General features: G+C 40.2%; 18 protein-coding genes and 1 riboswitch. Of the genes, 6 read left to right on the forward strand and 12 right to left on the reverse strand.

Going from position 1 to position 25,441, the window contains the following annotated elements:
- Window positions 1–93: 93 nt before the first annotated feature.
- Window positions 94–936 carry a 2OG-Fe(II) oxygenase family protein gene (locus tag L3V38_RS03195; protein WP_062569368.1) on the forward strand — a complete coding sequence of 281 codons (843 nt, stop codon included), beginning with the start codon at window positions 94–96 and terminating at the stop codon, window positions 934–936.
- Window positions 937–994: 58 nt separating this feature from the next.
- Here L3V38_RS03195 and L3V38_RS03200 read toward each other — a convergent pair whose 3' ends face one another.
- The 6 genes from L3V38_RS03200 to L3V38_RS03225 form a co-directional block, all read right to left on the reverse strand.
- A complete protein-coding gene (locus tag L3V38_RS03200; protein ID WP_237118324.1) occupies window positions 995–3,055 on the reverse strand; it encodes a TonB-dependent receptor in 2,061 nt (686 codons plus the stop codon).
- Between the two features lie 44 nt (window positions 3,056–3,099).
- A complete protein-coding gene (locus L3V38_RS03205; protein WP_237118325.1) occupies window positions 3,100–4,248 on the reverse strand; it encodes an alpha-hydroxy acid oxidase in 1,149 nt (382 codons plus the stop codon).
- Between the two features lie 16 nt (window positions 4,249–4,264).
- The gene (locus L3V38_RS03210; protein ID WP_237118326.1) at window positions 4,265–7,561 is read right to left on the reverse strand and encodes an FG-GAP-like repeat-containing protein; all 3,297 of its coding nucleotides are present in this window, start codon (window positions 7,559–7,561) and stop codon (window positions 4,265–4,267) included.
- Window positions 7,562–7,564: 3 nt separating this feature from the next.
- Entirely contained in the window at window positions 7,565–8,026 is a 462-nt protein-coding gene (locus L3V38_RS03215) for a hypothetical protein (RefSeq protein WP_237118327.1), read from the reverse strand.
- Window positions 8,027–8,038: 12 nt separating this feature from the next.
- Entirely contained in the window at window positions 8,039–8,698 is a 660-nt protein-coding gene (locus L3V38_RS03220; protein WP_237118328.1) for a Rieske (2Fe-2S) protein, read from the reverse strand.
- 87 nt (window positions 8,699–8,785) lie between these two features.
- Window positions 8,786–10,573, reverse strand: a complete 1,788-nt coding sequence (locus L3V38_RS03225; protein ID WP_237118329.1) for a PQQ-dependent dehydrogenase, methanol/ethanol family — start codon at window positions 10,571–10,573, stop codon at window positions 8,786–8,788.
- Between the two features lie 467 nt (window positions 10,574–11,040).
- Here L3V38_RS03225 and L3V38_RS03230 point away from each other — a divergent pair, with 467 nt between their 5' ends.
- A complete protein-coding gene (locus tag L3V38_RS03230; protein ID WP_237118760.1) occupies window positions 11,041–13,020 on the forward strand; it encodes a sigma-54-dependent Fis family transcriptional regulator in 1,980 nt (659 codons plus the stop codon).
- Between the two features lie 205 nt (window positions 13,021–13,225).
- Here the strand turns inward: L3V38_RS03230 and L3V38_RS03235 are convergent, their stop codons facing one another.
- The 3 genes from L3V38_RS03235 to L3V38_RS03245 form a co-directional block, all read right to left on the reverse strand.
- The gene (locus tag L3V38_RS03235) at window positions 13,226–13,927 is read right to left on the reverse strand and encodes a hypothetical protein (RefSeq protein ID WP_237118330.1); all 702 of its coding nucleotides are present in this window, start codon (window positions 13,925–13,927) and stop codon (window positions 13,226–13,228) included.
- Between the two features lie 184 nt (window positions 13,928–14,111).
- Window positions 14,112–14,825: a hypothetical protein gene (locus L3V38_RS03240; protein WP_237118331.1), complete on the reverse strand. Its 714-nt coding sequence runs from the start codon at window positions 14,823–14,825 to the stop codon at window positions 14,112–14,114.
- Window positions 14,826–15,298: 473 nt separating this feature from the next.
- Window positions 15,299–15,850: a hypothetical protein gene (locus tag L3V38_RS03245; protein ID WP_237118332.1), complete on the reverse strand. Its 552-nt coding sequence runs from the start codon at window positions 15,848–15,850 to the stop codon at window positions 15,299–15,301.
- 444 nt (window positions 15,851–16,294) lie between these two features.
- Between L3V38_RS03245 and L3V38_RS03250 the strand changes: the two genes are divergently transcribed.
- Window positions 16,295–17,497 carry a hypothetical protein gene (locus tag L3V38_RS03250; protein WP_237118333.1) on the forward strand — a complete coding sequence of 401 codons (1,203 nt, stop codon included), beginning with the start codon at window positions 16,295–16,297 and terminating at the stop codon, window positions 17,495–17,497.
- 79 nt (window positions 17,498–17,576) lie between these two features.
- On the opposite strand, the gene aldA is transcribed toward L3V38_RS03250, so the two are convergent.
- Complete coding sequence (aldA, locus tag L3V38_RS03255; RefSeq protein ID WP_237118334.1) at window positions 17,577–19,016, reverse strand: aldehyde dehydrogenase; 1,440 nt, start codon at window positions 19,014–19,016, stop codon at window positions 17,577–17,579.
- A gap of 408 nt (window positions 19,017–19,424) precedes the next feature.
- Between aldA and L3V38_RS03260 the strand changes: the two genes are divergently transcribed.
- On the forward strand, window positions 19,425–20,828 hold the full coding sequence (locus tag L3V38_RS03260; protein WP_237118335.1) for a DEAD/DEAH box helicase: 1,404 nt from the start codon (window positions 19,425–19,427) through the stop codon (window positions 20,826–20,828).
- A gap of 69 nt (window positions 20,829–20,897) precedes the next feature.
- Here L3V38_RS03260 and L3V38_RS03265 read toward each other — a convergent pair whose 3' ends face one another.
- The gene (locus L3V38_RS03265) at window positions 20,898–21,554 is read right to left on the reverse strand and encodes a nitroreductase family protein (protein WP_130150143.1); all 657 of its coding nucleotides are present in this window, start codon (window positions 21,552–21,554) and stop codon (window positions 20,898–20,900) included.
- 102 nt (window positions 21,555–21,656) lie between these two features.
- Between L3V38_RS03265 and L3V38_RS03270 the strand changes: the two genes are divergently transcribed.
- Window positions 21,657–22,595, forward strand: a complete 939-nt coding sequence (locus tag L3V38_RS03270) for a LysR family transcriptional regulator (protein WP_237118336.1) — start codon at window positions 21,657–21,659, stop codon at window positions 22,593–22,595.
- Between the two features lie 47 nt (window positions 22,596–22,642).
- Window positions 22,643–22,801, forward strand: a riboswitch (FMN riboswitch).
- A gap of 358 nt (window positions 22,802–23,159) precedes the next feature.
- Complete coding sequence (ribB, locus tag L3V38_RS03275; protein ID WP_167346342.1) at window positions 23,160–23,813, forward strand: 3,4-dihydroxy-2-butanone-4-phosphate synthase; 654 nt, start codon at window positions 23,160–23,162, stop codon at window positions 23,811–23,813.
- 33 nt (window positions 23,814–23,846) lie between these two features.
- On the opposite strand, the gene L3V38_RS03280 is transcribed toward ribB, so the two are convergent.
- Complete coding sequence (locus L3V38_RS03280; RefSeq protein ID WP_237118337.1) at window positions 23,847–25,289, reverse strand: serine hydrolase domain-containing protein; 1,443 nt, start codon at window positions 25,287–25,289, stop codon at window positions 23,847–23,849.
- Window positions 25,290–25,441: the final 152 nt, after the last annotated feature.

Here is a 25,441-nt window from a genome sequence, read left to right on the forward strand (position 1 = left end):
TTTACTTGTGTTTCTCTATCCTCGCGAAGCGCTATAATGAAGAAATGCTAAGCTTAGCACAGACTTCTAGAACCTTATTCACTGGAAAAGACAATGCAACATTTACCTACCGTTGATTATAAAGCGAGCGATGCGGCCGCTCAATTTGTTGAGTCACTAAGAAACACAGGTTTCGGTGTATTAAAAAATCACCCAATTCCTCAGTCATTAGTTGAGTCTATTTACAAAAATTGGCAAGAATTCTTTAATTCTGAGCAAAAGCACGAGTTTTTATTTTCAAAAGAAACACAAGATGGTTATTTTCCACCATCAGTGTCAGAAGTTGCAAAAGGCTTTACCGTTAAAGATATTAAAGAGTATTACCACGTTTATCCAAAAGGCCGTGTTCCAGCACAGTTAGAAGAAGAAATCCGTGAGTACTACCGTTTAGCTAATGAGTTTGCAGCTACATTATTAAGCTGGGTTCAAGCTGAAGCACCAGAAGATGTGCGCGCTAAGTTCTCTATCGACCTTAAAGATATGATTGCTAACTCTGAGCAAACACTTTTGCGTATTCTTCACTACCCACCAATGACAGGTGATGAAGAGCCAGGCGCAATTCGTGCTGCGGCACACGGTGACATCAACTTATTAACTGTTTTACCTGCGGCCAATGAGCCAGGTTTACAAGTACAAAAAACAGATGGTGGTTGGTTAGACGTACCATGTGATTTTGGTAACTTGATCATCAATATTGGTGACATGCTACAAGAAGCGTCAGGTGGTTACTTCCCATCAACGATTCACCGCGTAATCAACCCAACAGGTAAAGCATCTACGAAATCACGTATTTCGTTACCATTGTTCTTACACCCGCGCCCTGATGTTGTACTTTCTGAGCGCTACACAGCCGACAGCTACTTACAAGAGCGCTTACGTGAGCTAGGCGTAAAGTAATTGTTTAAATTTAAAAAGGTGGATTAAATAATCCACCTTTTTATTAAATGAGACCGTTTTAGAATTTTGCGCTCAGACCAAAATATAGATTACGTTCAGGTGCTGGCTCAAAGTAACCGCGTTGGCTCACATCTCTATTAGCATTTGCGTTAATACGTACATTTGCAAAATAATCTTTTGAGAATAAGTTACGTATCCCCGCTTTTATCGATACAGAAGGTGATAGCGAGTAGGAAGCGCGTGTGTTAAATAGCCAATTTTGTTTTATTTGTGTGTCGTTACTATTTTCGGCATAGAACCGACCGGTATAACTCGACTCAAGTTCAATTCGCCATTTATTATACTGCCAGTTAATTTGACTGACCCACTGTTGCCTTGGTAAGCCAGGCATACGATTTCCGTTTACATTATCACCGCTTAGTGGAGTGAAGTTATCGAATTGATAGCGAGCCAATGTCAGCGCATTTCGCCATTGCCATTGTTCATTGAGTTGCCACTCAAAAGCTAACTCAAGGCCTTTTCGGTCGGTTTTGCCAGCATTTTCAAAAAATCTTAGACCGTCAATTTCATAGGGAATTATTTCATCAGTCACTTTGGTTGCAAACAAAGTGATGTCGTATTGAATGTCACTCAACTCACCTCGAACACCTAACTCACGGCTTAAAGAATCTTGAGGTTTTAAAAATGGGTTAAAGCCTGTACCTTGTGGGTTGGCAAACTCTGTAAAGGTTGGTGATTCATAAGAGGTGGCTAAATTAGCATACCACTGATGCCTTAAACCCAGCCGGTAGCTAAGCCCTAAATTGCCATTCCACTCATGATAGTTACGTTGACCTGAACCAACACCACTTTGCGCTAAGTGAGCGTCAATTGACATTTTTAAATCATCGTAGCGTACCCCAGTGGTTAAAATTACAGCGTCGTTAAGGTGCCAATCTACAATACTAAAGGCACTCATTGACCTTGCTTCTTGTAGTTCATCAACCGTTTGCCTTGTTATTTCAGCGTTAGGGGAGACGCTAAAGCGTTGCCGGTCATCCTCTTGCTTACGTATTTCAATACCCGATGTATGGCGAATCGGTCGTTTATTTGCTCGTAAGTCTTGGGTTATTTCAAAACTACTTCCATAAAACCAGCGATCGTAGGCAATTAAACTACTGCCAGGAAATGGCAGTTGTTGTTCAAAATCGCGATGGGTTGCAAATAGATTAATCATCCACTGGGTATTTTCGAACGAACTATCTCGTAAAGTTAAACCTAGGGTTTGTTGCTCTACCTGCTGTCCGCTGTCTAATCGTTTAGCCATAAAAGTGGCTTGACGTTGATCTTCATTAACTTGGGTTCTTGTTAGCCCGCCTGGGTCTTCGGATGTTGGCATATCCATGAGTGATGTGATTACGGTGAGTGTTTTACTGTCGTTAATATTCCAAATAAACTTACCGCGCAAAGTGGTTTTTTCAACCTGACTTTGCTCTCGATAGCCATTAAAGTTGAGATGGCTTGCACTGATATAGGCACTGCCAGTGTTGTTGCTGGTTCCTGCTTGTGCGTTTAACTTATATAAGTCATCACTACCGACATCAAGGTTTAGAGTGACACCTTTGAATGTTTCGCCATTTTTTGTACTGATATTAATTGCCCCTCCTGCGCCGTTACCGTATTGGACGGTTGCTGCGCCGCGAGTCACATGTAATTGGTCTATACCGTTAAGTTCAATATCATCTACTTGAGTTTGCCCATCGGGTAAAGTGTAGGGGATATTATCTACTTGTAATTGCATTCCTCTTACACCGAACGGTGCGCGAGAACCAAAGCCACGAATAGAAATACGTAGATTTTGCGCAAAATTATAGCGGTTTTGAAAGTACACACCAGGCACAAATTGCAGAGCTTCATCCAACTGTAAAGCTTCTTGTAGTTGAAATTCACGTTGCCCATCAACAAGTGTGACAGCTGCGGGAGTGTTGTAAAGCTCCCTTGGTAATCGTGACGCGGTGACATCAATAATTTCCAATGGCAGGGTGTGTGGTTGATTAGCTGCAAAAGCATCGACGGGTATTGACCAAGCGCAGATTATCGCTGATAAATACAAAGGTATTTTTTTATAATTAAGGGCCATGGTTGACCTCCTTTGTGTAAATCTTGTTGTATTTGGGTGTTTTATTAGCGTCGAAATTTAACGTGATGTCGTTGTAATTGACTGATGTTGGTGCAGCCCATGAGTTTCATATCTCGCTCAATTTCACTTTGCATCAAACCAAGTACTCGCTCAACGCCTGGTTGGCCTGCAGCCGCAAGTGCATAAAGATACATTCGACCAATCCCAACCGCTTTCGCACCAATCGACAACGCTTTGAGTACGTGTGAGCCCCGTTGTACGCCGCTGTCAAATAACACATCAATGTCATTGCCAACCGCATCTACAATCTCAGCCAGTTGATCAAACGAGCTGCGTGAGCCATCTAATTGTCGCCCGCCATGATTTGATACCACAATACCCGTGCAGCCTATTTCAACAGCGCGCTTAGCATCTTCGACGCTGATAATACCTTTAAGGCAAAATTGACCATTCCAATACTTGACCATATCTGCGACATCTTGCCAGTTCATTGAAGGGTCTAGCATATTGGTAAAGTAGTCACCGATTGAAGAGCTATTTCCTTTCATATCTATGTGCTCTTGTAGTTGCGGGAGCGAAAACTTTTCATGTAGTAAATAGTTTATAGCCCAGTTCGGCTTACGAATAAACTCCCACATACCAGACATAGTTAACCTGAAAGGAATTGAAAACCCTGTGCGTAAATCCCGCTCTCTATTTCCACCTGTAATTGAGTCAACAGTCAGCATCATGACTTCAACACCACAGGCTTTTGCACGGTCCATCATTGCTTTGTTTAAATCGCGATTTTTATGAAAATAAAACTGATAAACTTGAGGAATATCAAAATCTTTTGCTATTTTCTCCATTGATACGGTGCCTAGGGATGACACGCCAAATAGGGTGCCAAATTTTTCAGCTGCACCCGCTACAGCATGTTCGCCTTGGTGATGAAATAAGCGTTGCAATGCTGTTGGAGAACAATAAATAGGTAGTTTAAGTTTTTGCCCCATAACTTCGGTGCTAAGGTCAACGTGCTGAACGCCTCTGAGTACATTGGGCACTAAATCACACTGATTAAATGCTTCAGTGTTGCGTCGCATGGTTACTTCATCATCGGCACCCCCCGCAATATAGTTATAAATAGGGCTAGGTAGGCGTTGTTTAGCGAGTTTTTCAAAATCATGATAGTTAACACATTGGTTTAAATTCATATTTATCAATTCCTTTTTATTTTCGATACTTTTTAAGGTTAGCTGTTAAGTCGGTAGTGATATAAATAAATTGATTGGCAGGTACATTTGTAAAAGTACTAACTGTGTTTGTTTTATCAGGCCATACAACTTTGATCGTGTCAGCTTGCGAGGCCTGTCCTAAACCAAAGTGCAGGGTGGAAGGGGCGCCACTTAGAAAGCTTCCGCCTGCTTGAACTTCCTGTAATTGAGTTGTTTCGCCAACGGTTACGTACACTTTAGCGCCTAGTGCGCGCGTATTTTTTGTTGTATCGCGCAAGCTAATAGAAAGGTAACTGTCTTTACTTTCATCATTATGTCGATTTTTATAGAGCAAAGGAGCCTGTTGATGATTACTAATTACAATATCGATATCACCATCCCGATCATAGTCGACACACGCAACGCCTCGGCCTGAGAGTTGATCGCCAATCCCCCAAAGCTTACTTTGTTCTGTAAAGGTGCCATCTTGATTTGAAATGAATAAGCGGCTGTGTGTTTTTTCAAACTCAGCCATAGCGAGTTTTAGTTTTTGATAAGCGCGAGGGTTAGCAAAGCGTTTGCTTAGCTGTTTTGGCAGATCAAAACTATTAACATGAAATAGGTCTAGCCAGCCATCGTTGTTAAAATCGGCAAAGCATGCTCCCCAAGCCCATAACCCTTTGTCTACACCCGCTTGTTCAGTGATATCTATAAACTGATTGTTTTGGTTACTGTATAGACGATTACCTATCACTCCCCAGCTACCTTCAGGCTGACCATTTGGATCCCAAATACTGCTTACAAACCAGTCTAATGAGCCATTGTTATCAAAATCAGCTATGGCTGCGCCCATTCCATTTTGATCATGAATAGTGTGTTCATGCGTCACTTTTTCAAACCGCCCATTTTGCAGGTTTTTATAGACTTGGCTGGTTTCAAAGTCCGCAGTAAATAATAAATCTAGCCAACCGTCATTATTAAAATCCGAAAAATTAGAGGTAAAAGTAAAGTCGGTGCTTCCTATCAAATCAAGCAAACCTGCTGTCTCATCTTGCGCTTGAAATGTCAGCGTATTTGCTTGGCTTGTGTTTTCCCATAAGTGATTAGGAAGCTGGCCACCAAGGCCAGGCCCACGCCAATGGTTGGTTAGCATATCGACATCCCCGTCTTTATCATAGTCGGCAAAAGCGAAAGACCAGCTAGTAAGCTGGGTATTCAAACCAATATCATGACTTACAATAAAGCCGTGTTGCTGCTCATTAAGATAGAGAGTGGGGCTTTGATGGTGAGGGTGTTTGCTTACTTGACTGTTAACGGAAGGTAGATGAGGGTGAAGCAAGTTTGAGGTGAAAATATCTAAATCACCATCGCCATCAATATCCACCATCGCTGCGCCATTGGATAGCTCCTTTTTGGTAATACCCCAAGAGCGAGTAATATCTGAAAAATGCCCATTACGCTGATTTTGATATAGTTTATCAGGGGCACCGTCACCCGTAGGAAAGAAGATGTCAGGCCAGCAGTCACCATCTATGTCACCCATAGCAACGCCGCCACTAAAAAGTAGCCGCTGCGCTGATGATAGGGTGTAGTTTTGCCAAGTTATATGGTGTTGATGACTTATGCCAGCATCCAGTGATACTTCATCAAAACGTTTTGCAGCGCTCGTGTTTTGTGGTGGGATTGAAGTACGGGATTTACAGCCAAATTCCATATCACTTAATAATAACGCCGGCTTAATATTCGCGTTGTCGAATGACATTTGCGGTAAATTACTTTCTGTGTGAGATATTCTGCTTATTGGCTGAGGCGGTGCTGTAAAAGGTTTAAACCGTGCGTTTAAACGGTGTATATCTGGCGCTTTATCCGTTTCAGTGGGGACCCATTTAGACATACACTCTCGACTATTGATGCAAGGGTCGGTGAGGCTATTTAAAAAGGCAATTAAATCAGAGAGCTGAGTATCAGATAAGGTAATGCCTGATGCCAGTAGACTGACCCCTTTTTGTTGTTCATTTTGTAATTGCTCTAGTGCACGTTGAGAATTGAGTTTGCTATTTGATAATAAGCTCGCGACATAACTTAGTTGTGGGTTGTCAGCAAAGCTGTAATCAAAATTTTGCAACGACTTGGCAGGATCAAGGTGGTGCTTAATGACCGACTCTAAATTTATAAACGCACCAGAGTGAGTGTAGGGTGCTGTTGCTGCAACATTTAACAGAGATGGTGTTCTAAATTTATAACGATCGTCGTCTTTTTGTGTAACCCCTCGCCGACCGTAGTCCTCACCACTTGGCTGTTTGCCGCGACCGACCTGTACCGCAGCAATATTGTGAAATTTCTCGTCAGAAAAAATAGGGAGCGTATGACATTCTATACAGCCAGCACCACCTTGTTTAGCTGACTTCAAGAATAACTGTGCCCCCCGTTTTTGGCTGGGAGTCATTGCATCACTCTCTCCGTTAAGGTAATTAAACCATGGAGTGTTAATTAATAGTTGGGTTGATTGGTAGTAAGAAATTGCGGTTGCAATATTCTCAAAGGTAAAAAGCTGCTCTGGTGAGGCATGTAAATCATTAAAGGCATTGCGAAATAGCTTAAGCCATTGTTGGTTTTTATCGTGTTGCTGTAAGCGTTTTGTTAATTTGTGTCGGGTGTCTTCATTGGTGCTGGCAGCTGCGAATGTATAGCCTCGCATTTCATCACTTGAAACAACAGGGAAACGAGCTTGTGTTGCAAGTAAGTTTTTTCCTGCTAACTGATCTCCTTGCCATAAATTACTGTCAGGGGTGCGGTGAGGTAGGGGGGTATCCGCTTTGTTAGTATCATTTTCAAGTACAAAAATACGGCCATCATAGAACATGGCTTCTTTGTACAAAGAAGCATTAATAATTGTTTGTGAATGCCGTGCTACATTCGGGGCGCCATCTGCTTTTGGATCTGCTGAGCGTTGCCAGTCATGCCAGCGGCCAGGGCCAATTATATCCTCATCATAGGGAGCTTCACCTATGGGTAAGCTAAGGCTGTCACCGCCTGCTAGAAATGGGTGGTGACAGCTTGCACAGGCTACATCTTGATTGCCACTCAACGTTTTGCTAAAAAATAGCTCCATGCCTAGTGTAAACATGGGAGTATTTAAATGAGGAGCGGTGACGTCAATTGTTAACTTATAGCTATCATTTAGGGTGTTTAGCAGTTGCTTAAGTGCTTGTTCTTCTACATTGTCTTTGTTACTAGCCGCTGAGTAATTAAACAAACAAGCTGCTGCTAAAGCGCTTAGCGTGAAAGCAAGATAATAACGTGTGTCTTTCATTGCTTACTCGCTTTGCATCGCAAGATCAGTACAGCTATTGCTACTGAAAAGTGCATTGTTAGCAAGACGTATTTTTAGGCTTTTAGGTGTTGCTTGTATGTGATTTATTTTAACTTCACCTTGATAAATGCTTTTTGTTTCACCTACTTCTGTGCCAATATTCCTACAATTAGGGCTGTAATAAGCGCTATAGTGGGGTGTTTGCAATTGTTTGTTTTCAAATACTGTTATTACACCTGTGCCACACTCAGCCATGGCATAAATATCGTTACCTTCAGAATAAACAAGCGTGCGCTCTTTTTGTTGATCCCTTATCCAATGAATATGTTTATCTGGTGTAAGGATATAAAAGCCTTCTTGGCAGCTCACACCTGTTATAGGTTTAGCCGCACTAAGCGCTTTCATGGGCATTAAAATAATGATGATTAGGGTTATTAAATTGAGTAAACCTTTTTGAATATTCATGATGCTTCTCCATTATTTGGGTCTTTTGCCAAAACCAATCCAGCTATTAAATGTATTGGTTAGGATAATTTCATCGGCTTCAATTTTTAGCCCAATTGCAGGTAACCCTCGTGTAGCAGGACCTGACACAACCACGCCGCTATCTTTAGGATTAAAAACAGATTGGTGGCAAGGGCACATGTAGTTTTTTTCATCAGCCACCCAGCCGGTGACAGGGCAACCGGCATGTGTGCAAATTGCTGAATAAGCGATAACACCTTGGTCTGAACGTTTTTTTGTTTCTGCTGAGAGTAATTCACTGGGTAACTTTTGAAGCAGTATTTGGTTGTAGCGAGAGCCATCTTTAACCACATTATTTTCAACATCGAAAGGAACAACCAGCAGAGGTTTATCTAATTCTTTTAAATCCGACAGCTTAATAATCTGCCCACGTTTTGATTTTTGGAAATACGTGAGTCGATCTCCTGCTTGAGGAGGACGTCGTTCAGGTTTAGTGGTTGCATTTACCCCAGAGCTTAAAGGAAGATTCATTATTGGGATTGCGACAGCGAGATATTTTACAAAATCACGACGAAAATAGTTGTCAGGGTGGTTTTGAGCTACATCGTCGTCGTTAGTTTTTTGTGAGCATGGCAAATCGATGATTTTCTTTGAAGATGCATTTTGTGTCATAAGATACCTTTATTTTTATAAGATTAGCGTCTTTGTTATTAATATGTGAAAGCGAAAAGCACGCGTGCTTTTCGCTTAGTTGGTAAATTAATTAGGTAAAGCGAATACCCAAATCACGCCACCTTCAGGTACATCAGCAATCCACTCGCCTGATTTATCTTTTTCTGCCAGCACGCTATTTGTCCAATGTGCATCCACACCGTAACCTGCGGTAATGGCAATGTATTGTTTACCGTCGACTTCATAGCTCACTGGTGGGGCAATAGCTGTCGAGTTAAGAGGGAACTCCCACAGCACATCGCCAGTTTGCGAATCAAACGCGCGTAAAATACGATCGTTAGTACCTGCGTTAAATACAATGCCACCAGCAGTGGATAGCACAGAGCCCCAATTCATGGTTTTGCCAAAGTCATGTTGCCAAACTTTTTTACGTGTATTGATATTCCACGCTTGCAGTTGACCTACTCCTTTTTTAGGATTGTCTAGGTAAACATCTAGATCGGGTATGTCGATACCAGCCCAGAACTGTCCTGAAGCAGGCTCGACATCATCTTGAAATTTACCAATAAAAGAATTACAAAGATTGTTGTTGGCAGGAACGTAGATGATGCCTGTTTCGGGGTTATAGGCTTCATATGGCCAGTTTTTACCGCCCCATAGACTTGGGCAATAATCAACGCGTTTGCCTGTTACAGGCACATGTTTGTAATCATAAGTAGGACGTCCAGTTTCTTTATCTAATGATTTAAATGCGTTATTTTTTACAAACGGCTGTCCTTCGACATAGCTAATTTTTCCCTCGTTGCTACGCTCTAGCCAATATAAATAACCATTTCGCTGGGGAGAGACTAAGCCTTTAACCGTCTTATTACCCTTTTTGAAATTAACGAGCATAGGCGCATTCATGGCTGCCCAATCCCACGAATCATTGTGATGATATTGGAAATGACCAACAATTTTGCCACTGTCGGGGTTCATAGCAATGGAGGAGGCAACGTATAAATTGTCCCCTGGGCGTTGATCACCTAACCAAGGTGAACCGTTACCCACTCCCCAATAAAGTACATCCGCTTCTGGATCATAGTTACCAGGCATCCACATGCTGCCACCACCATACTTCCATGCATCTGGGCGCTTACCTTCTTTTTTCCATGTTTCGTGTCCTGCCTCTCCAGGGCCTGGTACACTGTATGTGCGCCAGGCTTGTTTACATGTTTTAGCGTCCATTGCTTCCAAAAAACCACGGACACCATATTCACCACCCGAGGGGCCCACAAGAATCTTGCCCTTTACAGGTGTAGGTGCAGAGGTGATATATGCACCTGTACTCCAGTCGCCGATTTGTGCTTGGCAAACTCGCTCACCGGTTTTTGCATCAAGGGCATTTAACGTGCCATCAAGTCCTGCTACGTAAACCTTATCATCCCACAGAGCGATGCCGCGGCTAGTATTGTGCATAACTGATAAATCATAAGGGTTGTCGTGCGTATAGCGCCAAAAAACTTGCCCTGTTTTAGCGTCTAACGCAATTACATGATTGTAAGGCGTAGAAACAAACATAACGCCATTGTTTACTTGGGCAGGGGCTTCGTGACCAGAATCTAAGTTTGTTGAGTACGTCCATACAGGCTTTAAAGACTTAACATTCTTTTTGTTTATTTGCGTCAGCTTGCTATACATCCATCCTTCGTAATTGCCTTTGGGTAGTAGCCAGTCTTTTGGGTCTGCTTCATTCAGCCTTTTTTGCGTAACTGGTTTATAGTTTTTAATTTCTTTTGTGAGCTTAGTTAAACTGGCCGCTGATGCGTGTGTGTTGATCAACATCCCAGTGAATATTAAACAGCAATTTAGGTAAGTCAGATTCAAATTTGTCATTTTTTTCATTGTAACCTCTGAAGGTGTTTTAGTTTGAATGACCTTAGTACCAAATTATATGCCAACAGTTTTTAGTAATTTCAAAGTCGGTAACTATTTGATATTTAGTTGATATTTTTATTTTAGTGGTTATTGAGTGTATTTTTTCGTACGAAAAGAGAAACAGGTGTCGCAACTTAAATGCAACAATGAGACACCTATATGCAGAATAATTTATAGCTTGAAGAGAAGATGCTAAGAGTTTGACACTTGTCTCAAAAATAAATCAATGTGAGCGGCTTTTTTAACCGAGATACATGTTTTTGTATTGCAAAATTATCATGAATAAAAATTAAAATAGGGTAAAAGGCGTATTGTTAGATTAAATTTCTGTGATAGTTTTAGAAACAAAGACTGAGGCTTTTATAGTTCCAGCCTAATGCTGCTACTTAAATTGCCCGACAACAATAGAACGGAGTAGCAAGGTGATGAAACACACTCCACAACCTATGGACGTTAGTAGTGCTCAGTCGTTTATGTCCACAGAATTTCAACTACGTAACATTCAACCATCTAAATATATCGCGCGATCATGGAAGCGAAGTTTGCTCAATTATGGCTTAGATCCCTATGCGTCTAATGAAGTTGAGGTACTTTCTTCCAGCGAAATGCGATCGCAACTCCAGCTTAGAGAGACCTTTTTAAATACGGGGAAGTGCGGCCTTGTTGGTTTAGCTAATCGTATTGCCGATGCCGGCTACTCTGCAATTTTAACTGATGCCACAGGCTTAACCTTAGCAACGAGTTTATCTACTCAAGAGGAAAGTTTGAGTAAGCAATCAGGCCTACTTATTGGTGCAAGGTGGGCTGAAAACCAAGTAGGTACAAATGGTATTGGCACATGTCTTATTGAAAAAGCCCCTTTGATCATTCATAAGGCTGAACATTTTTATGCAAGTCATAAAGAGTTAAGTTGCTCCGTTACACCTATTTTTGATCCCATGGGAGAGTTGCTGGGTTGCTTAAACGCGTCGTGTATTGGCGCTGACCAAAATAAGCACCATCAGCTCATGACACTCAAAATGGTGATGTTATATGGGCGCATGATTGAAAATAGCTATTTGCATACAAGCTATAAAAACCAACTTATATTAAGTATTAAGTCGGCTGAAAGTTTTTTTGATATCACCCAAGAGCAACTCATCGCGATTAATGAGAAAGGTACAATTATTGGTGCAAATCACGCAGCGTTTTTTTGTTTTATGTCTCATTTTCAATCGCATCAATCGTTGCTCGGTATTAATGTTGAGCAATTTATTGGTTTGTCTCTTGATAGTTTACTAAGTAAAACAAATGGAGGAAATAATGCGGTTAATGTGCAACTTCCATTGCTGTCAGAAAATGTCGAAATAACCTTAAAGGTGCCAAAAAGTAAGGCATTGCCATTGGCACAAGCAGAGCCAAAAGTGCAGAGTAAAACATTCACTAAACACCCGCCGATTAATGAATTGAATGGTGAAGATGCCTCTATGCAGCAGCTTGTTCGTAGGGCACTTTTGGTCGCTGATAAAGACATACCTATTATGATTACCGGTGAGACAGGAACAGGCAAAGAGGCGTTTGCGCGCGCTATTCATGAATCGAGCCCTCGTGCTGATAAACCATTTGTGGCGCTAAACTGTGCCGCGATACCTGAAACATTAATAGAAAGTGAGCTGTTTGGTTACCTAGGCGGTAGCTTTACGGGGGCACACAAAAAAGGTATGAAAGGTAAGCTTGAGCAGGCAAATGGCGGCACACTTTTCTTAGATGAAATAGGTGATATGCCGGTACAACTTCAAACTCGGCTATTACGAGTTTTAGCTGAGCGCGAAACTATGCCTCTTGGAGGGATTGAGCCTATCGCATTAGATTTACAAGTGATTTCTGCAACACACCAAGATCTAAAAACACTTATTGAATTAAAAGAGTTTAGAGAGGATTTTTATTATCGTCTTAACGGTATGGTTTTAAAGTTACCAGCACTTCGAGAACGGTCTGATAAATCGTTTATTATTGACAACATACTCGAACGAGAATGCATGGCGGTGCATGGTTTGAGCATAGCCGATGATGCTAAAAGAGCACTCGAATCTTATTTTTGGCCTGGCAATATAAGACAACTGATCAGCGTAATTAAGTATGCGGTAGCTGTGTGTGAAGGAGCTGAAATAACCATTAATTGCTTTCCAGATGATTTAATCGAACACTTTTCTTCACTAACAGATCATAAAACGGCGGGCTCTTTTAAAAAGGAAAAAGCCTTAGCTAAATTTACTGCCTGCCATGAAGAGCAATTACTAATTGAAACGCTTAAAAAACATCGTTGGAATATAACGTCTGTTTCTGAAGAGCTTAATGTGTGTCGCTCTACAGTGTATAGGAAAATGGAAAAGTATAAGATTGTTCAGCCTAATAATGCTTGCTAATAGAAGTAGGCATATTTGGATGCTGTGAGCCTTTGTCAAAAGGAGCTTGAAATGTTAATACAAGAATCAAACTAAAAAATGATTAAATAAGGAAAACACATACGAAAAACATTGAGAGAAACTTGAAAGATTTACTAATGATTGAAAAAATAAAACAGAATTAAAATGTTACAGTAATAAATTGTACGCAATAAGTTGGACTAGCTCAGACTTTAACATTAAAGCGAATATTCGTATTATGTACTATGTCGAGTGCATTAAGGTGGACTTCTTTTCTGAACATTGCTCTTGTATCATAAGGTTTCATAATAATATTTTCTTCAGTTATTCTAATTCTCTCGGCTGATCTTTTTTCAGCTTGTTCGATAATTTCTCTTAGGTGAATTCGCCCGATTGCATCTTCTTTGCTGTATTTTTCATTATTTTTTGATGTTTGTGTTTTCTCTCTAGCTAGGTCAATATTTAAAAAGTCAGTGGCTTTAATTAGTTTATCACTCGCGTTGAGCCTAGCTTTTAAGTAGTTATATTCTCTTTTTGTTAAGTTGTGATCAATGATGTCTATTTCATCGCCTGTGTTGGTAAAATCAAATTTTTTGTTTAAAAGGTTAGGTCGCTCTTTCGCCACTTCTGCTAAGATGCGCTTAGTTTCAGATACCATGTCACTAGCATATTTTTGTTGTTCCTTTTCAATAGAGACCAAGTCTATAAGCCCTTCTTTTAATTCAACTATTGTGGGCTTAGTTACTTTCTTAATTGTTGCTGTATTTTGGTGTGGTGATGTTGCTATTGTGTCGTTTGAGGTACCAGCACCGTACTGTTTTTTTGGTGAACTTACTTCCATGCTATTAATTTTTTGCGCTTGTGCAGGCGATGAAGTAAGTATTGATGTTGAAATAATAGCTTTCACGTTCTATTCCCTTTAAACGTTATTTATAAACTAGGTATAACAAGCTATCGGCTATTTTTCTGTTAACTTAAGTTATTTTGAGTGGAAAAAGCGAGCATTGAGGTGTCGATTTTAAAGATACTATGTTAACGGCGAATAGTTACTGCAAACTTTTTTGTACTTTATATGCGTCACAGATAAGTAATTACACTTTAGCGTTAAAGCTAACATTTATGTTACATACTATGTCAAGTACATTAAGGTAGACTTCCTTCCTGAACATTGCTCTTTCATCGTAAGGTTTCATAACAAGGTTTTCTTCAGTTATTTTGATTCTCTCGGCTGACCTTTTTTCAGCTTGTTCGATAATTTCTCTAATGTGAATTCGGCCTACAATATCTTCTTTGCTGTATTTTGTATTACTTCTTGATGTAGAGCTTTTTGAATCAGCTACAGCAGTGTTTAGAAAATCAGTGGCTTGAACTAGTTTATCACTGGCGTTGAGCTTGGCTCTTAAATAGTTATATTCTCTTTTTGTTAAATCATAATTAATAATTTCTATTTCATCGCCTGTGTTGGTAAAGTCAAATTTTTTGTTTAGTATGTTAGGTTGTTCTTTTGCCACCTCTTCAAAGATTCGCTGGGTTTCAGAAACCATATCATTAGCGGAGCTTTTCTTTTTTTTATCAAAATCAGAAAGCCATTTGAGACTTTTTTGTAAGGCTACAGTTTCATCAGCTGAAAGCTGATTTGTTACTATTTTAATTGTTGTCTTATTTTGTTGTGGTGATGTTGTTATTGTGTCGTTTGAAGTACCAGCACTGTCCTGTTTTTTTGGTAAACTTACTTTCATGCTATTAATTTTTTGCGCTTGTGCAGGCGATGAAGTAAGTATTGATGTTGAAATAATAGCTTTCACGTTCGATTCCCTTTAAACGTTATTTATTAACTAGGTATAACAAGCTATCGGCTATTTTTCTGTTAACTTAAGTTATTTGGGTGGAGAAAGTGAGCAGTTATTGCAAGTAACATATTAGCGGAGAATAGTGTTCGTGAATGTTTTATGGCAAATGTGGGTGTATTGTAATTCTCTTTTATCTTGCATCTCTCGAGCTCGCTGAAAAGACTTTACAGATGTGGTAAACAGAATCGTTTTTGTGAAGGTAATCTATACGCTATTTTAGCTAATTCTTTCGCCGCATACATGGGTGAATCAACCAATCCTTGAGGTCTTGGAACAAAGTTCATGGCCTTAGTGCATTTTTTTGATGATGATTGCATTACCCATACTAATTCGATTACTTTGTCATTAATATCAATTTGATTAGCCATTCCTTTGCTAAAAAACTCTAAGATTTTTTTACCTCTTTGTTATTAACATCTTCATATTTGTTAGACATCGTTCATTCCTTTGTTAAACATTATTTTTATCAGTAAATTTTTACTTCCATTAGTTCCAATCCCTATAAACTCATTAGGGTTACCTTTTTTAATGTAAGAAATATAATTTTTATAAGCTGAATCTTTTACTTCTAAATCAAAAAAATAAACCCCATGCTCATCATAGGTGATACCACTATAAGCTGACTTTAAAATGTTCTTTTTCTGAGCTTCTATATATTTGTTCTCAGGTTTACTTTGAGGTGTATATATAGATAAAAATAGCTCTTGCACAGTTAGTTTTTTACCTTTAACTAAGAAATGTTCTTCATGGGTAAAACTTCTATCTTCATATGAGATATCAATATACGCGCTATTTTTTATTAATTTGTAGCCAACTATATCTCCTTTATCATCAACGGTTTTTTGACAATTTTCAAAAGGGAATATTGGTGCTAATAGCTGACTGATTGAACGATCCTCACCCTTAAAATCACAATCTAAAATAGTTGCGTGTGATTGAAGTGAGAATAGAGCTAGAAAAGGGAGGTAAATTATTTTCACTCAGATCCTTTAAACTAAAAATATGTTCCTATTTTTAACTTTATCTGCTTTTTTTATATGCAGCAATACCTTATCAGTGTTTATAGATGCGCAGCTAATGAAGTACTTTTTAGGGTTTTGAATCAGTAAAATTCAACGATTATCTTTTACTGTAACGCTTGCGTGGGTACCTTTATCTTGTCCGATAAATTTCGTGGAAATTAGCGTAAATCTATCAATATGAAACTTAATTAACCTTAAGTTTTGTTTGCTGTCGATGTATGTAGCAAAATGTGACAATTGACCTGCGACATTAGTTTGATTTTAAGGAATTAAACTGAATACGCTTCAATGTATTTAATGAAGAAAACACTTTTAAATCAATTGTTTGTTTGTTTTTATTTCAATGGCATAGTCTTTGCCATCCCTTATGTTCGAAGTACACTTCATAAGGGAAACATAATAATGAAATTAAATAAAATAGCAGTAGCAACGTCGTTGAGTTTAGCCTGTTTTAGCGCTATGAGTGCGGAAAATTGGCTAGACAGAATTGAATTATCTGGTGGCATTATGCAAAGTTGGCAAACTGGAATGGAGGTTGAGGGGGCAGCAGCAGATCCAGGCAATGCTAAAACTGACTCAGGGTTTCATCGTTTACGATTTGGCCTCAATATTAATGCACAAGTCACGGATCAACTTTCTATTTTTGCAGAGCTTGCTGAAGAGCCGAATGATTGGAATGATGGCAGCGCGAGTATTAGTCAAGATTTAGCGTGGATCCAATACCAGATTAATCAAGATGTAGGTGTGAGGCTTGGTAATGTTGTTTCGACCACACAAAACTTTTTGCGTTATTCCGATGGCGCATCAGTGCAAACTAATCCGTTTGTGGGAAATAGCCTTGTTGATATGATCACTGCCGAAGAAGGTATCTGGTTTTATGGTGTACATGCATTAAATAATGGCAGTACAGTAACTTGGGATGGGACTATTTCAGTACCTGATTTTTTTGCGGATTTTTCAGATAATCGGGGGTACAACCTTGGCTTACGTGGTACTTATAATTTAACTAATGGCCTATCGTTTGGCGCAGGTGTTTTCTCCACCAATCACGAAATAAGTGCAGTTACAGGCAAATCTGCGGGGTCGTTAATTGCGGTTGGCGACGGCGATAATTATCAGTTTGCCAGCACAGCGCCTAATGCACGAGCTACACACCCTCTCATTGTCCCTGGGGTGGATGCGTTTATATGGCAAGCTGACATTCAATACATGACTGACACTATTTTACTGCATGCTTTGTATGGTCGAGCCGAGGACGATGTTAGTTGGGCTAATGGGCAGGGGAGTTTTCAGACTAGTTACATTGAGCAAGAGTCAGAAATGCAATTTTGGTCTATTGAGGGGCGATATACTTTTAACAAGCATTTTTATCTAGCCGCTCGCTATGCTGAGTCTGACAACGAAAGTGGCAATATCAACAATAATAATACCGCGACTCGACTCCAAGTTGGAGGGGGCTGGTGGATGAATGATTCCACCTTATTCAAATTAGAGTATGTCAGACAGGAAGAAGAACAATTTTCAGGGGGAGGAACGGCGTTATTTGGGGTTGGCGACGGCACAGAGTGGGATGGTGTTATTGTTGAAGCATCAGTTAGCTTTTAAGCTTAACTGGATGGCTTAAATGATTCAGTATTAGCCGCAACATGTGTTGCGGCTTTATTTTTTGATAAATTAATTTAGATTAGTTCTGCATATACACGACGTGCGTTTGCGTAAATTCATACAAACCGTGTTTGCCATCAGCGCCACCAATTCCTGATTTTCTGGTGCCTGCGTGAAAGCCTTGTATAGCTTCAAAGTTTTCTCTATTTATATAGGTTTCACCATAATTGAGTAATTCTATGGCACGCATAGCTTGGCTAAGACTTTGAGTATAGACAGAAGAAGTGAGTCCGTATTCTAATGAGTTCGCAAGTTCAATGGCTTCTTCTAAACTGCTAACGATTTGAATGGGCAGTACAGGACCAAAAATCTCTTTGCGCATAATTTCCATATCGGCATGGCAGTTAACCAACACAGTGGGTTGGTAATGGTAGCCACTGTCGGTGTCGGCTACCTTTGCGCCAGTTGCCACTTTTGCACCCTCTGCAATAGCTTGTTCAACCATACTAGCTACTTTATTTAAGCAAGATTTATTAACCAGCGGGCCCATTTCGATATCAGGGTCTAGTTGTGGGTCACCATAACGTGTTGATGCCATGGCATCGGATATTTTTCTAATAAACTCATCAGCAACCTTAGCGTGTACATAGACAAGCTCGGCGCAATTACATACTTGTCCTGTGTTGGTTATACGTGATGCTTTGATGGCACTTACTGCAAGATCTATATCAGCATCATCAAGCACAATTGCGGGTGCTTTCCCTCCAAGCTCTAAGTTTACTTTGGTGATATTTTTTGCTGCGGCAGACATAATAACAGAGCCTGTTTCTACACTCCCTGTAAAGCTAATCATGTTTATATCTTCGCTAGAAGAAAGGGCTTGGCCAACATTTCGTCCTGATCCGCATACCACATTAAACACACCTTTAGGTAAACCAACTTCATCGAGGAGTTGGGTGAATTCAAAGCAGTTATTGGGGGTTTCTTCACTCGGTTTGATGACAATGGTATTACCGGTAACTAAAGCGGGGGCCATCTTTCTTGCAATGAGGAAAAAGGGGAAATTCCAAGGTAAGATACCGGCAACAACACCTAGCGGTTTTCTGAATAGAAAAATATTTTCTCCTTTTCTATCACTGGTAATGATCTCGCCTTCGATATGTCTAGCCCAACTCGCCATATAATCGAGGTAGTCGGCAGTGAAGTTAACTTCTACCTTGGCTAAGCTCAACACTTTCCCCTGTTCTTGCGTTATCACAAGTGCGAACCGGTCAATGTTTTGCCGTATTTTCTCAGCAATTTTATGAAGGTATTGCGCACGCTCGATTGCGGGTCTACTTGCCCACTCTGGTTGTGCTTGTTTTGCTGCATGGATGGCTTGTTCTACTTCAACCTTGTCTGCGCTGGGAACTTTAGATAATACGTCTCCGTTAGCAGGGTTCATTACTTCGATATAGTTGGCTGAATGCTGCACAAACTGGCCATTGATATAATTTTGATATACTGGAATATTAGACATAGGTCATTCTCTTAAATTAGATAAAAAAGCTTCTGACACATGGATTTAGCTAAAACAGTTGTGTCGTTGCAAAGGGCATTCAGCAATCTGCGCACCATGTTTAACTATTTTTTGTTGGAGACTTCAACCATATGATTTTTAGAACTTTTTATAATAAACTGGTGAGGGCTTCACCGATTCACAAAGGTATACCTTGCAGCATGTGTAGCACTGCACATGTAGCATTTGTTTCACATTACCTTTGGAAAAATACACAAGGAGCGCAGCCCTAAACATGTACTTCAGGTGCTAAGGTTACATTTGTGCCGAAATTTCCTTTAATAAAATAATTCCATGCATTATTGACTATCCTAGGTATAATGCGCGCACTTCGGCAATTCAGCTGATTTTTTGAATTTGAGAGACACTATGAGTTTTGATGGCTTAGGATTATCACAGTCTTTAGTTAATGCGGTTTTAGAAAAAGGCTATGAAACACCTACGCCTATTCAAACACAGGCAATTCCTGCAATTATTGCTGGCCGTGATGTTATGGCGGCAGCGCAAACAGGAACAGGTAAAACGGCAGGTTTTACATTGCCACTCATTGAGTTATTAGCAAAGGGTAAAAAAGCAGGTGCAAACCGTGCGCGTGCACTTGTTCTGGCTCCAACGCGAGAGCTTGCTTTACAAGTGAGCGAAAACGTCGAGCAATATGCTAAGCATTCAAATGTAAGCTCATTTGTTGTTTACGGTGGTGTTAAAATTAATCCGCAAATGATGCGTCTACGCAAAGGCGTTGATATTCTTGTCGCCACACCTGGTCGCTTGTTGGATTTACATAACCAAAATGCTATTAAATTTGATGATTTAGAAGTGCTTATCCTCGACGAAGCAGACCGTATGCTTGATATGGGGTTTATTCATGATATTAAGCGCATCATTGCTAAATTACCTGCTAAGCGTCAAAACCTGATGTTTTCTGCGACCTTCTCTGATGAAATCCGTGAACTGGCAAAGGGCTTAATTAACGATCCGGTAGAAATTTCAGTTGCAGCAAAAAATACCACTGCAAAAACAGTGACGCAATCAGTTTATGCTGTTGATAAGTCAAGAAAAACAGCTTTGCTAAGCCATTTGATTCGCGTCAATGATTGGCAACAGGTATTGGTGTTTAGTCGCACGAAACACGGTGCTAATCGTTTGGTTAAGCAGCTAGAGCGCGATGATATCAGTGGTGCAGCTATACATGGTAATAAGTCGCAAGGGGCGCGTGTCAAAGCACTTGAAGGTTTCAAAAATGGTGATGTAAGAGTATTAGTTGCCACTGATATAGTGGCACGAGGCTTAGATATTGTTGAGCTACCGCATGTAGTTAATTATGACTTACCAAATGTATATGAAGATTATGTTCATCGTATTGGTCGAACGGGTAGAGCTGGCGCGTCGGGACATGCAATTTCATTTGTAACCGCTGATGATGCAGATGACCTTTATGGGATTGAACGTTTTATTGGGCAATTAATTCCGCGTGCTACAGAGTCAGGTTTTGAGCCAACTAAGCCAGTTGCAGAAAAGCCACTTGATACACGACCAATAAAGCCTAAAAAACCAAAGAAACCAAAAAAGCCGAAAAGTCCAGATCAAGAGCAAACACAAAAGCCAAAACCTAAAACGGCAAAGCGGCCACAGCAAAATAAAGGGCAACAAGGCACAAATAAACCAGCAGGTGGAAAGTCATCTTCGGTTAAAACTCAAAGTAAAAAACCTTTTAACAAGCGAACACGCGTGTCAGGCACTGCACATTCTCGTAAAAAGTCGACTGGCGAGTAATATGACGATGAACCTTGAAGTGAACTTCAACTCACTTCAAGGTATTAATTCAAGCTATTAAAAGGGTTATTAAATTACTTTAATCACCGTATTTTTATCTAATCGTGATTTTGGTAATGCCGCGTTGTAATCTTGTTCAGGTTCATGGTAGCCGATAGCAAGGGCTACTTCACAAATATACCCTTCTAACTCATCAGCGAATAACTCACTCAGCAGTTCTTTATCAACACCTTCCATCGGCGTTGAATCAATACCTAAACGCGCCACTGTGTGCATAGTATTACCCAAAGCGATGTAAGTTTGTGACTTGGTCCATGCAGCATTATTGCCTTGTTCATCGGTATTTAAATCGACAAAGGCAAACGCCCCAAAGGCTTGCTCTTTATTTTCAGCTTTAGTTCGGCCGTTAGCGATATCAGCATCAATTACTTTTTCATAATCTTCACGTTTATAGCTTGGATTATAGGCAAATAAAATGGTGTGTGATGCCGCTTTAGCATGCACCTGATTAAATTGAAACTTGTTAGCAAAACTATCGTGAAGGCGTTGCTTTGCTTGCTCAGACTCAATGACAACAAATTTCCAAGGTTGAGAATTTATTGATGAAGGCGATAAACGTAACGCTTCTAAAATAATGTTTAAATCTTCTTGGCTAACGTGTTTTGATGCATCGTAGCGTTTACTTGTATAACGGCGTTGTAAGTCAGAAATAATAGGGTGTGTCATGTAATTGCTCCCGCATGTATAACATTAGGTGCAGTGTACGCCTTGCATACTTTACGATAAAGCGCATAATCAAATAAACATTATCAAAAAATTTTAGTTAATATGCAGGTTGAAGATCTCAAATTAGTCCTTAAGGTGGCGGAGTTTCGTAGTATAACCCAAGCTTCGGCTAAGTTAGATATGCGCGCTGCGACCGCGAGTGCTGCAATAAAGCGAGTAGAGGCAGCCCTTGGCGCAGAGCTTTTTGTTCGTACCACTCGTCACTTAAGATTATCAACTGCGGGAGAGCGTTTTTTACCGCAATGCCAACAAGCATTAGCGACACTTGAGCAGGCAACACTTGCGCTAAAAGGCGAGCATGATGAAATAGAAGGAGAGCTAAGGGTTGCACTTTCTTCAGATTTGGGGCGCAATATTATTATCCCTTGGTTAGATGAGCTTTTGGATGAGTATCCCAAACTCAGCATGCGACCGCATATCAGTGATAGTAATGTCGACTTTTACCGAGACTCAGTTGATTTTGCACTACGTTATGGCTCGCCATCCGACTCAAACCTATATGGATTTAAAATATGTAATGTGCCAAGGCTGCTATGTGCAACACCAGAGTATATTGCTGAATATGGCGCGCCGACACATCCCGATGAATTAAATCAGCATCAAGGCCTATTTTATCAACTGCAAGATATCATCAATAATGTCTGGGAATTTACCAATGGAGCCGAGCGTTTTAAGGTGAAAATGCAAGGCCGCCGTGCGTCTAATGATGGTGACCTAGTAAGGCGTTGGTGCGTGGCCGGTAAAGGCCTTGCTGTGAAATCATGCATAGATATCAGTGATGATTTATTAACAGGGCGGGTCGTACCTGTTATGCAAAATTACCCGTACCTTTGTGCAGAGCTTTGGTTAATTTGCCCAAGCAGGCAGTCAATCACACCTGCTGTTCGTTTAGTGAGAGATATATGTCGAGAAAAAACGAAGGCGATTCTCAATCAACTGATTGAAAAAGGCATTTTAGATAAGCGAGTACTCGATAACTAATTATTTTAGGTATAGAATGACTGAGCTTATTCGTCTTTATGATTAAGCAACATTCTCAGGGCGGGGTGAAATTCCCCACCGGCGGTATACTTATCGATGTTAAGTGAGCCCGCGAGCGCTTTAACTTTGGTTAAAGGTCAGCAGATCTGGTGAGAGGCCAGAGCCGAGGTCTTATACCCAAACCACCTCAATATTCGAGGTTCAGTTGGAATTAAAAGCGATTTAGGCAAGGCATTGATTGCAAAGAATGGCTATTCCCTTGTTAAAATCAATAACGCTGAATAAATCGCTTTTAAACCAACCCGAAGGGCGCTTCTCAGGAACTTACTCTCTGTGTTGTTACTTTTTAAAAGGGAGTGCCATTCCTACAAAGTAACGCCTTGACATTAAGCCCCTGAGAAACGCTGAATTCTGAATATTGAGGTAGTTTGGGTATATTTGGATGAAAGAGAATATAGTTAATCTATAAAACAGTAATTGGCTGCCCTCGGGCGGTCTTTTTTGCTGTGCCTTTCAATGTCCTGAATCTTTTCATATTTAATTTAATAGGTATTAAAAATGATGATTCAGTCTTCTTTACTAAGCCAGTTTGGCGAACCACTTGAACGCGTTGAGCGTGCTATTGCTGCATTGCAGCAAGGTGAGGGCGTGCTTGTGGTAGATGACGAAAACCGTGAAAACGAAGGTGATTTTGTGTATTCAGCACAGCACCTAACAACCGAACAAATGGCCATGATGATCCGTGAAGGCAGCGGTATTGTGTGTCTTTGCATGGGCGATGAGCGTGTTAAACAACTCGACTTACCGCAAATGGTTGAGCATAACACCAGTCAGAACAAAACTGCGTATACTGTCACTATTGAAGCTAAAACGGGTGTAACAACAGGCGTTTCAGCGGCTGATCGCGTCACCACAATTAAAGCAGCCACAGCAGAAAAAGCAAAACCAGAAGATTTATCTCGCCCTGGCCATGTGTTTGGTTTACGTGCGCAAACAGGCGGGGTGCTTGTTCGTAGAGGTCATACTGAAGCGTCAGTTGATTTAATGCAGTTAGCGGGACTAGCGCCTTTTGGAGTTATTTGTGAATTAACAAACCCAGATGGCTCAATGGCTCGCTTACCAGAGGTAAGCACGTTCGCCATTGAGCACGCTATGCCTGTCGTCTCGATTGAAGACTTAGTAGCCTATATCGAGCTTAATCAAAAACAGGCGTGCTAAAATTAAAAGAAGCCACTTACGGTGGCTTCGTCTTTATTGAAGTTGCTTAATAGCGTTTTTTGCACTTTCACTTTCAGGATCTAACTCAAGGGCTCTTTTATAACTGATGAGTGCTTTTTGCTTTTCCCCAACTGCTAAATAGGCTTCACCTAGGCTGTCATGGGTATTGGCAGAGTCGGGATAATGCTGACTATTGAGTTCAAATACTGCCACCGCTGCATTTAATTTATTCATTTGCATTAATTCATAGCCAAAGTAATTAATCGTTCGTTCACGAGGCGTTTTATGATGAGTGACGAGCTCTGCATATTTTTCTTTTAGTGCAGCAATACCGCCAACCTTAAGTGCTTTGTATAGTATGCTATCAGCATGCTCAGTAGCTACTTCATAAGGCTTTTCGTAATAAATATTGAGAAGCCCATTAGTCATGGGGGTTAATGGTGCACCACCTGTGTTATTTAAAATAACGATTAGGAGTTTATCTTCAATAACTCGGCTAATGAATGCATTAAAGCCATTAATACCACCGCCATGCTGTATTTGAGTCAAAGCTTTACCATATTGATCTTTATCTAACTTTTTAACCTCCCAGCCGAGCGCATAATCTCGTTGGTTAGATACTTGGTACATTTGCTTTTTATATTCAGCAGTCAACAGTTGGTTAGAGTAAAGAGCTTGATCCCATTTTAATAAATCACGTGCGGTTGAGTACATTGCACCTGCAGCATAAGGAATGGACATATCTAGATAGTCAGTGTTGCTATAACCTGCTAGGTTATTAGCATAACCCGATGCACGGTACTTTATTATTTTACTGTGAGAATCGTAGCCTGTATTAGCCATTTTAAGTGGTGTTAGAATATTTTCCTGCAAGACATCTTGGTAGCGTTTTCCTGTTATTTTTTCGATTACTGCCCCTAAAATAAAATAGCCTGAGTTGCTATAGCGAAATTGTGTGCCAGGCTCAAATAATAAATCATCACTACATAACAGGCGGATAAACTGATCAACACTATATGGGTTTCTGCTGTATTTCTCGCCAAAGTCTTTTGTTTGTGTGTAATTACCAAGACCTGATGTATGGTTAAGTATTTGGCGAATAGTTATTTTCTTCGCGGAATCTTGCCTATAATCGGGTAGGTAGGTTGCTAATGGTTCGTCAAGCTTGAGTTTGCCTTGTTGAGCTAGTTGTAGAATTAGCATCGCTGTGAATTGCTTTGTAATTGAGCCAATCCTAAACTTACTATTTTTGCTATGTTTTATATCCCATTCGAAGTTGGCATAACCATAACTTTTTTCAAAAAGTATTTTGCCCTCTTTAGCAACTAAGACGTTACCATTAAACTGTTTATAATTATGAAACTCTTGAATAAAGTCAGCCATTTGCTGTGCTTTTTCTTTACTAAAAGCAAGGTTTGCAAAGAGTAATACAGATATCAGCATTAATGGCTTTAAATAGTTCTCTAATGTTTTCATTTTTTTCCCTTGTTGTGATTATTGTTCTATTTTATTTTTTAGGTTTAACTCCTTGTTTTTCATCTATTGAAAGTGTTTTTTACTATACGATTGATTAACTTTTATACCGTACCTGAGTTTTGGTGCTATGTCGCATTTATTTCTCTTTATAT

Origin of the sequence: Pseudoalteromonas sp. L1, assembly GCF_021728095.1 — a bacterium.
Taxonomy (GTDB): domain Bacteria; phylum Pseudomonadota; class Gammaproteobacteria; order Enterobacterales; family Alteromonadaceae; genus Pseudoalteromonas.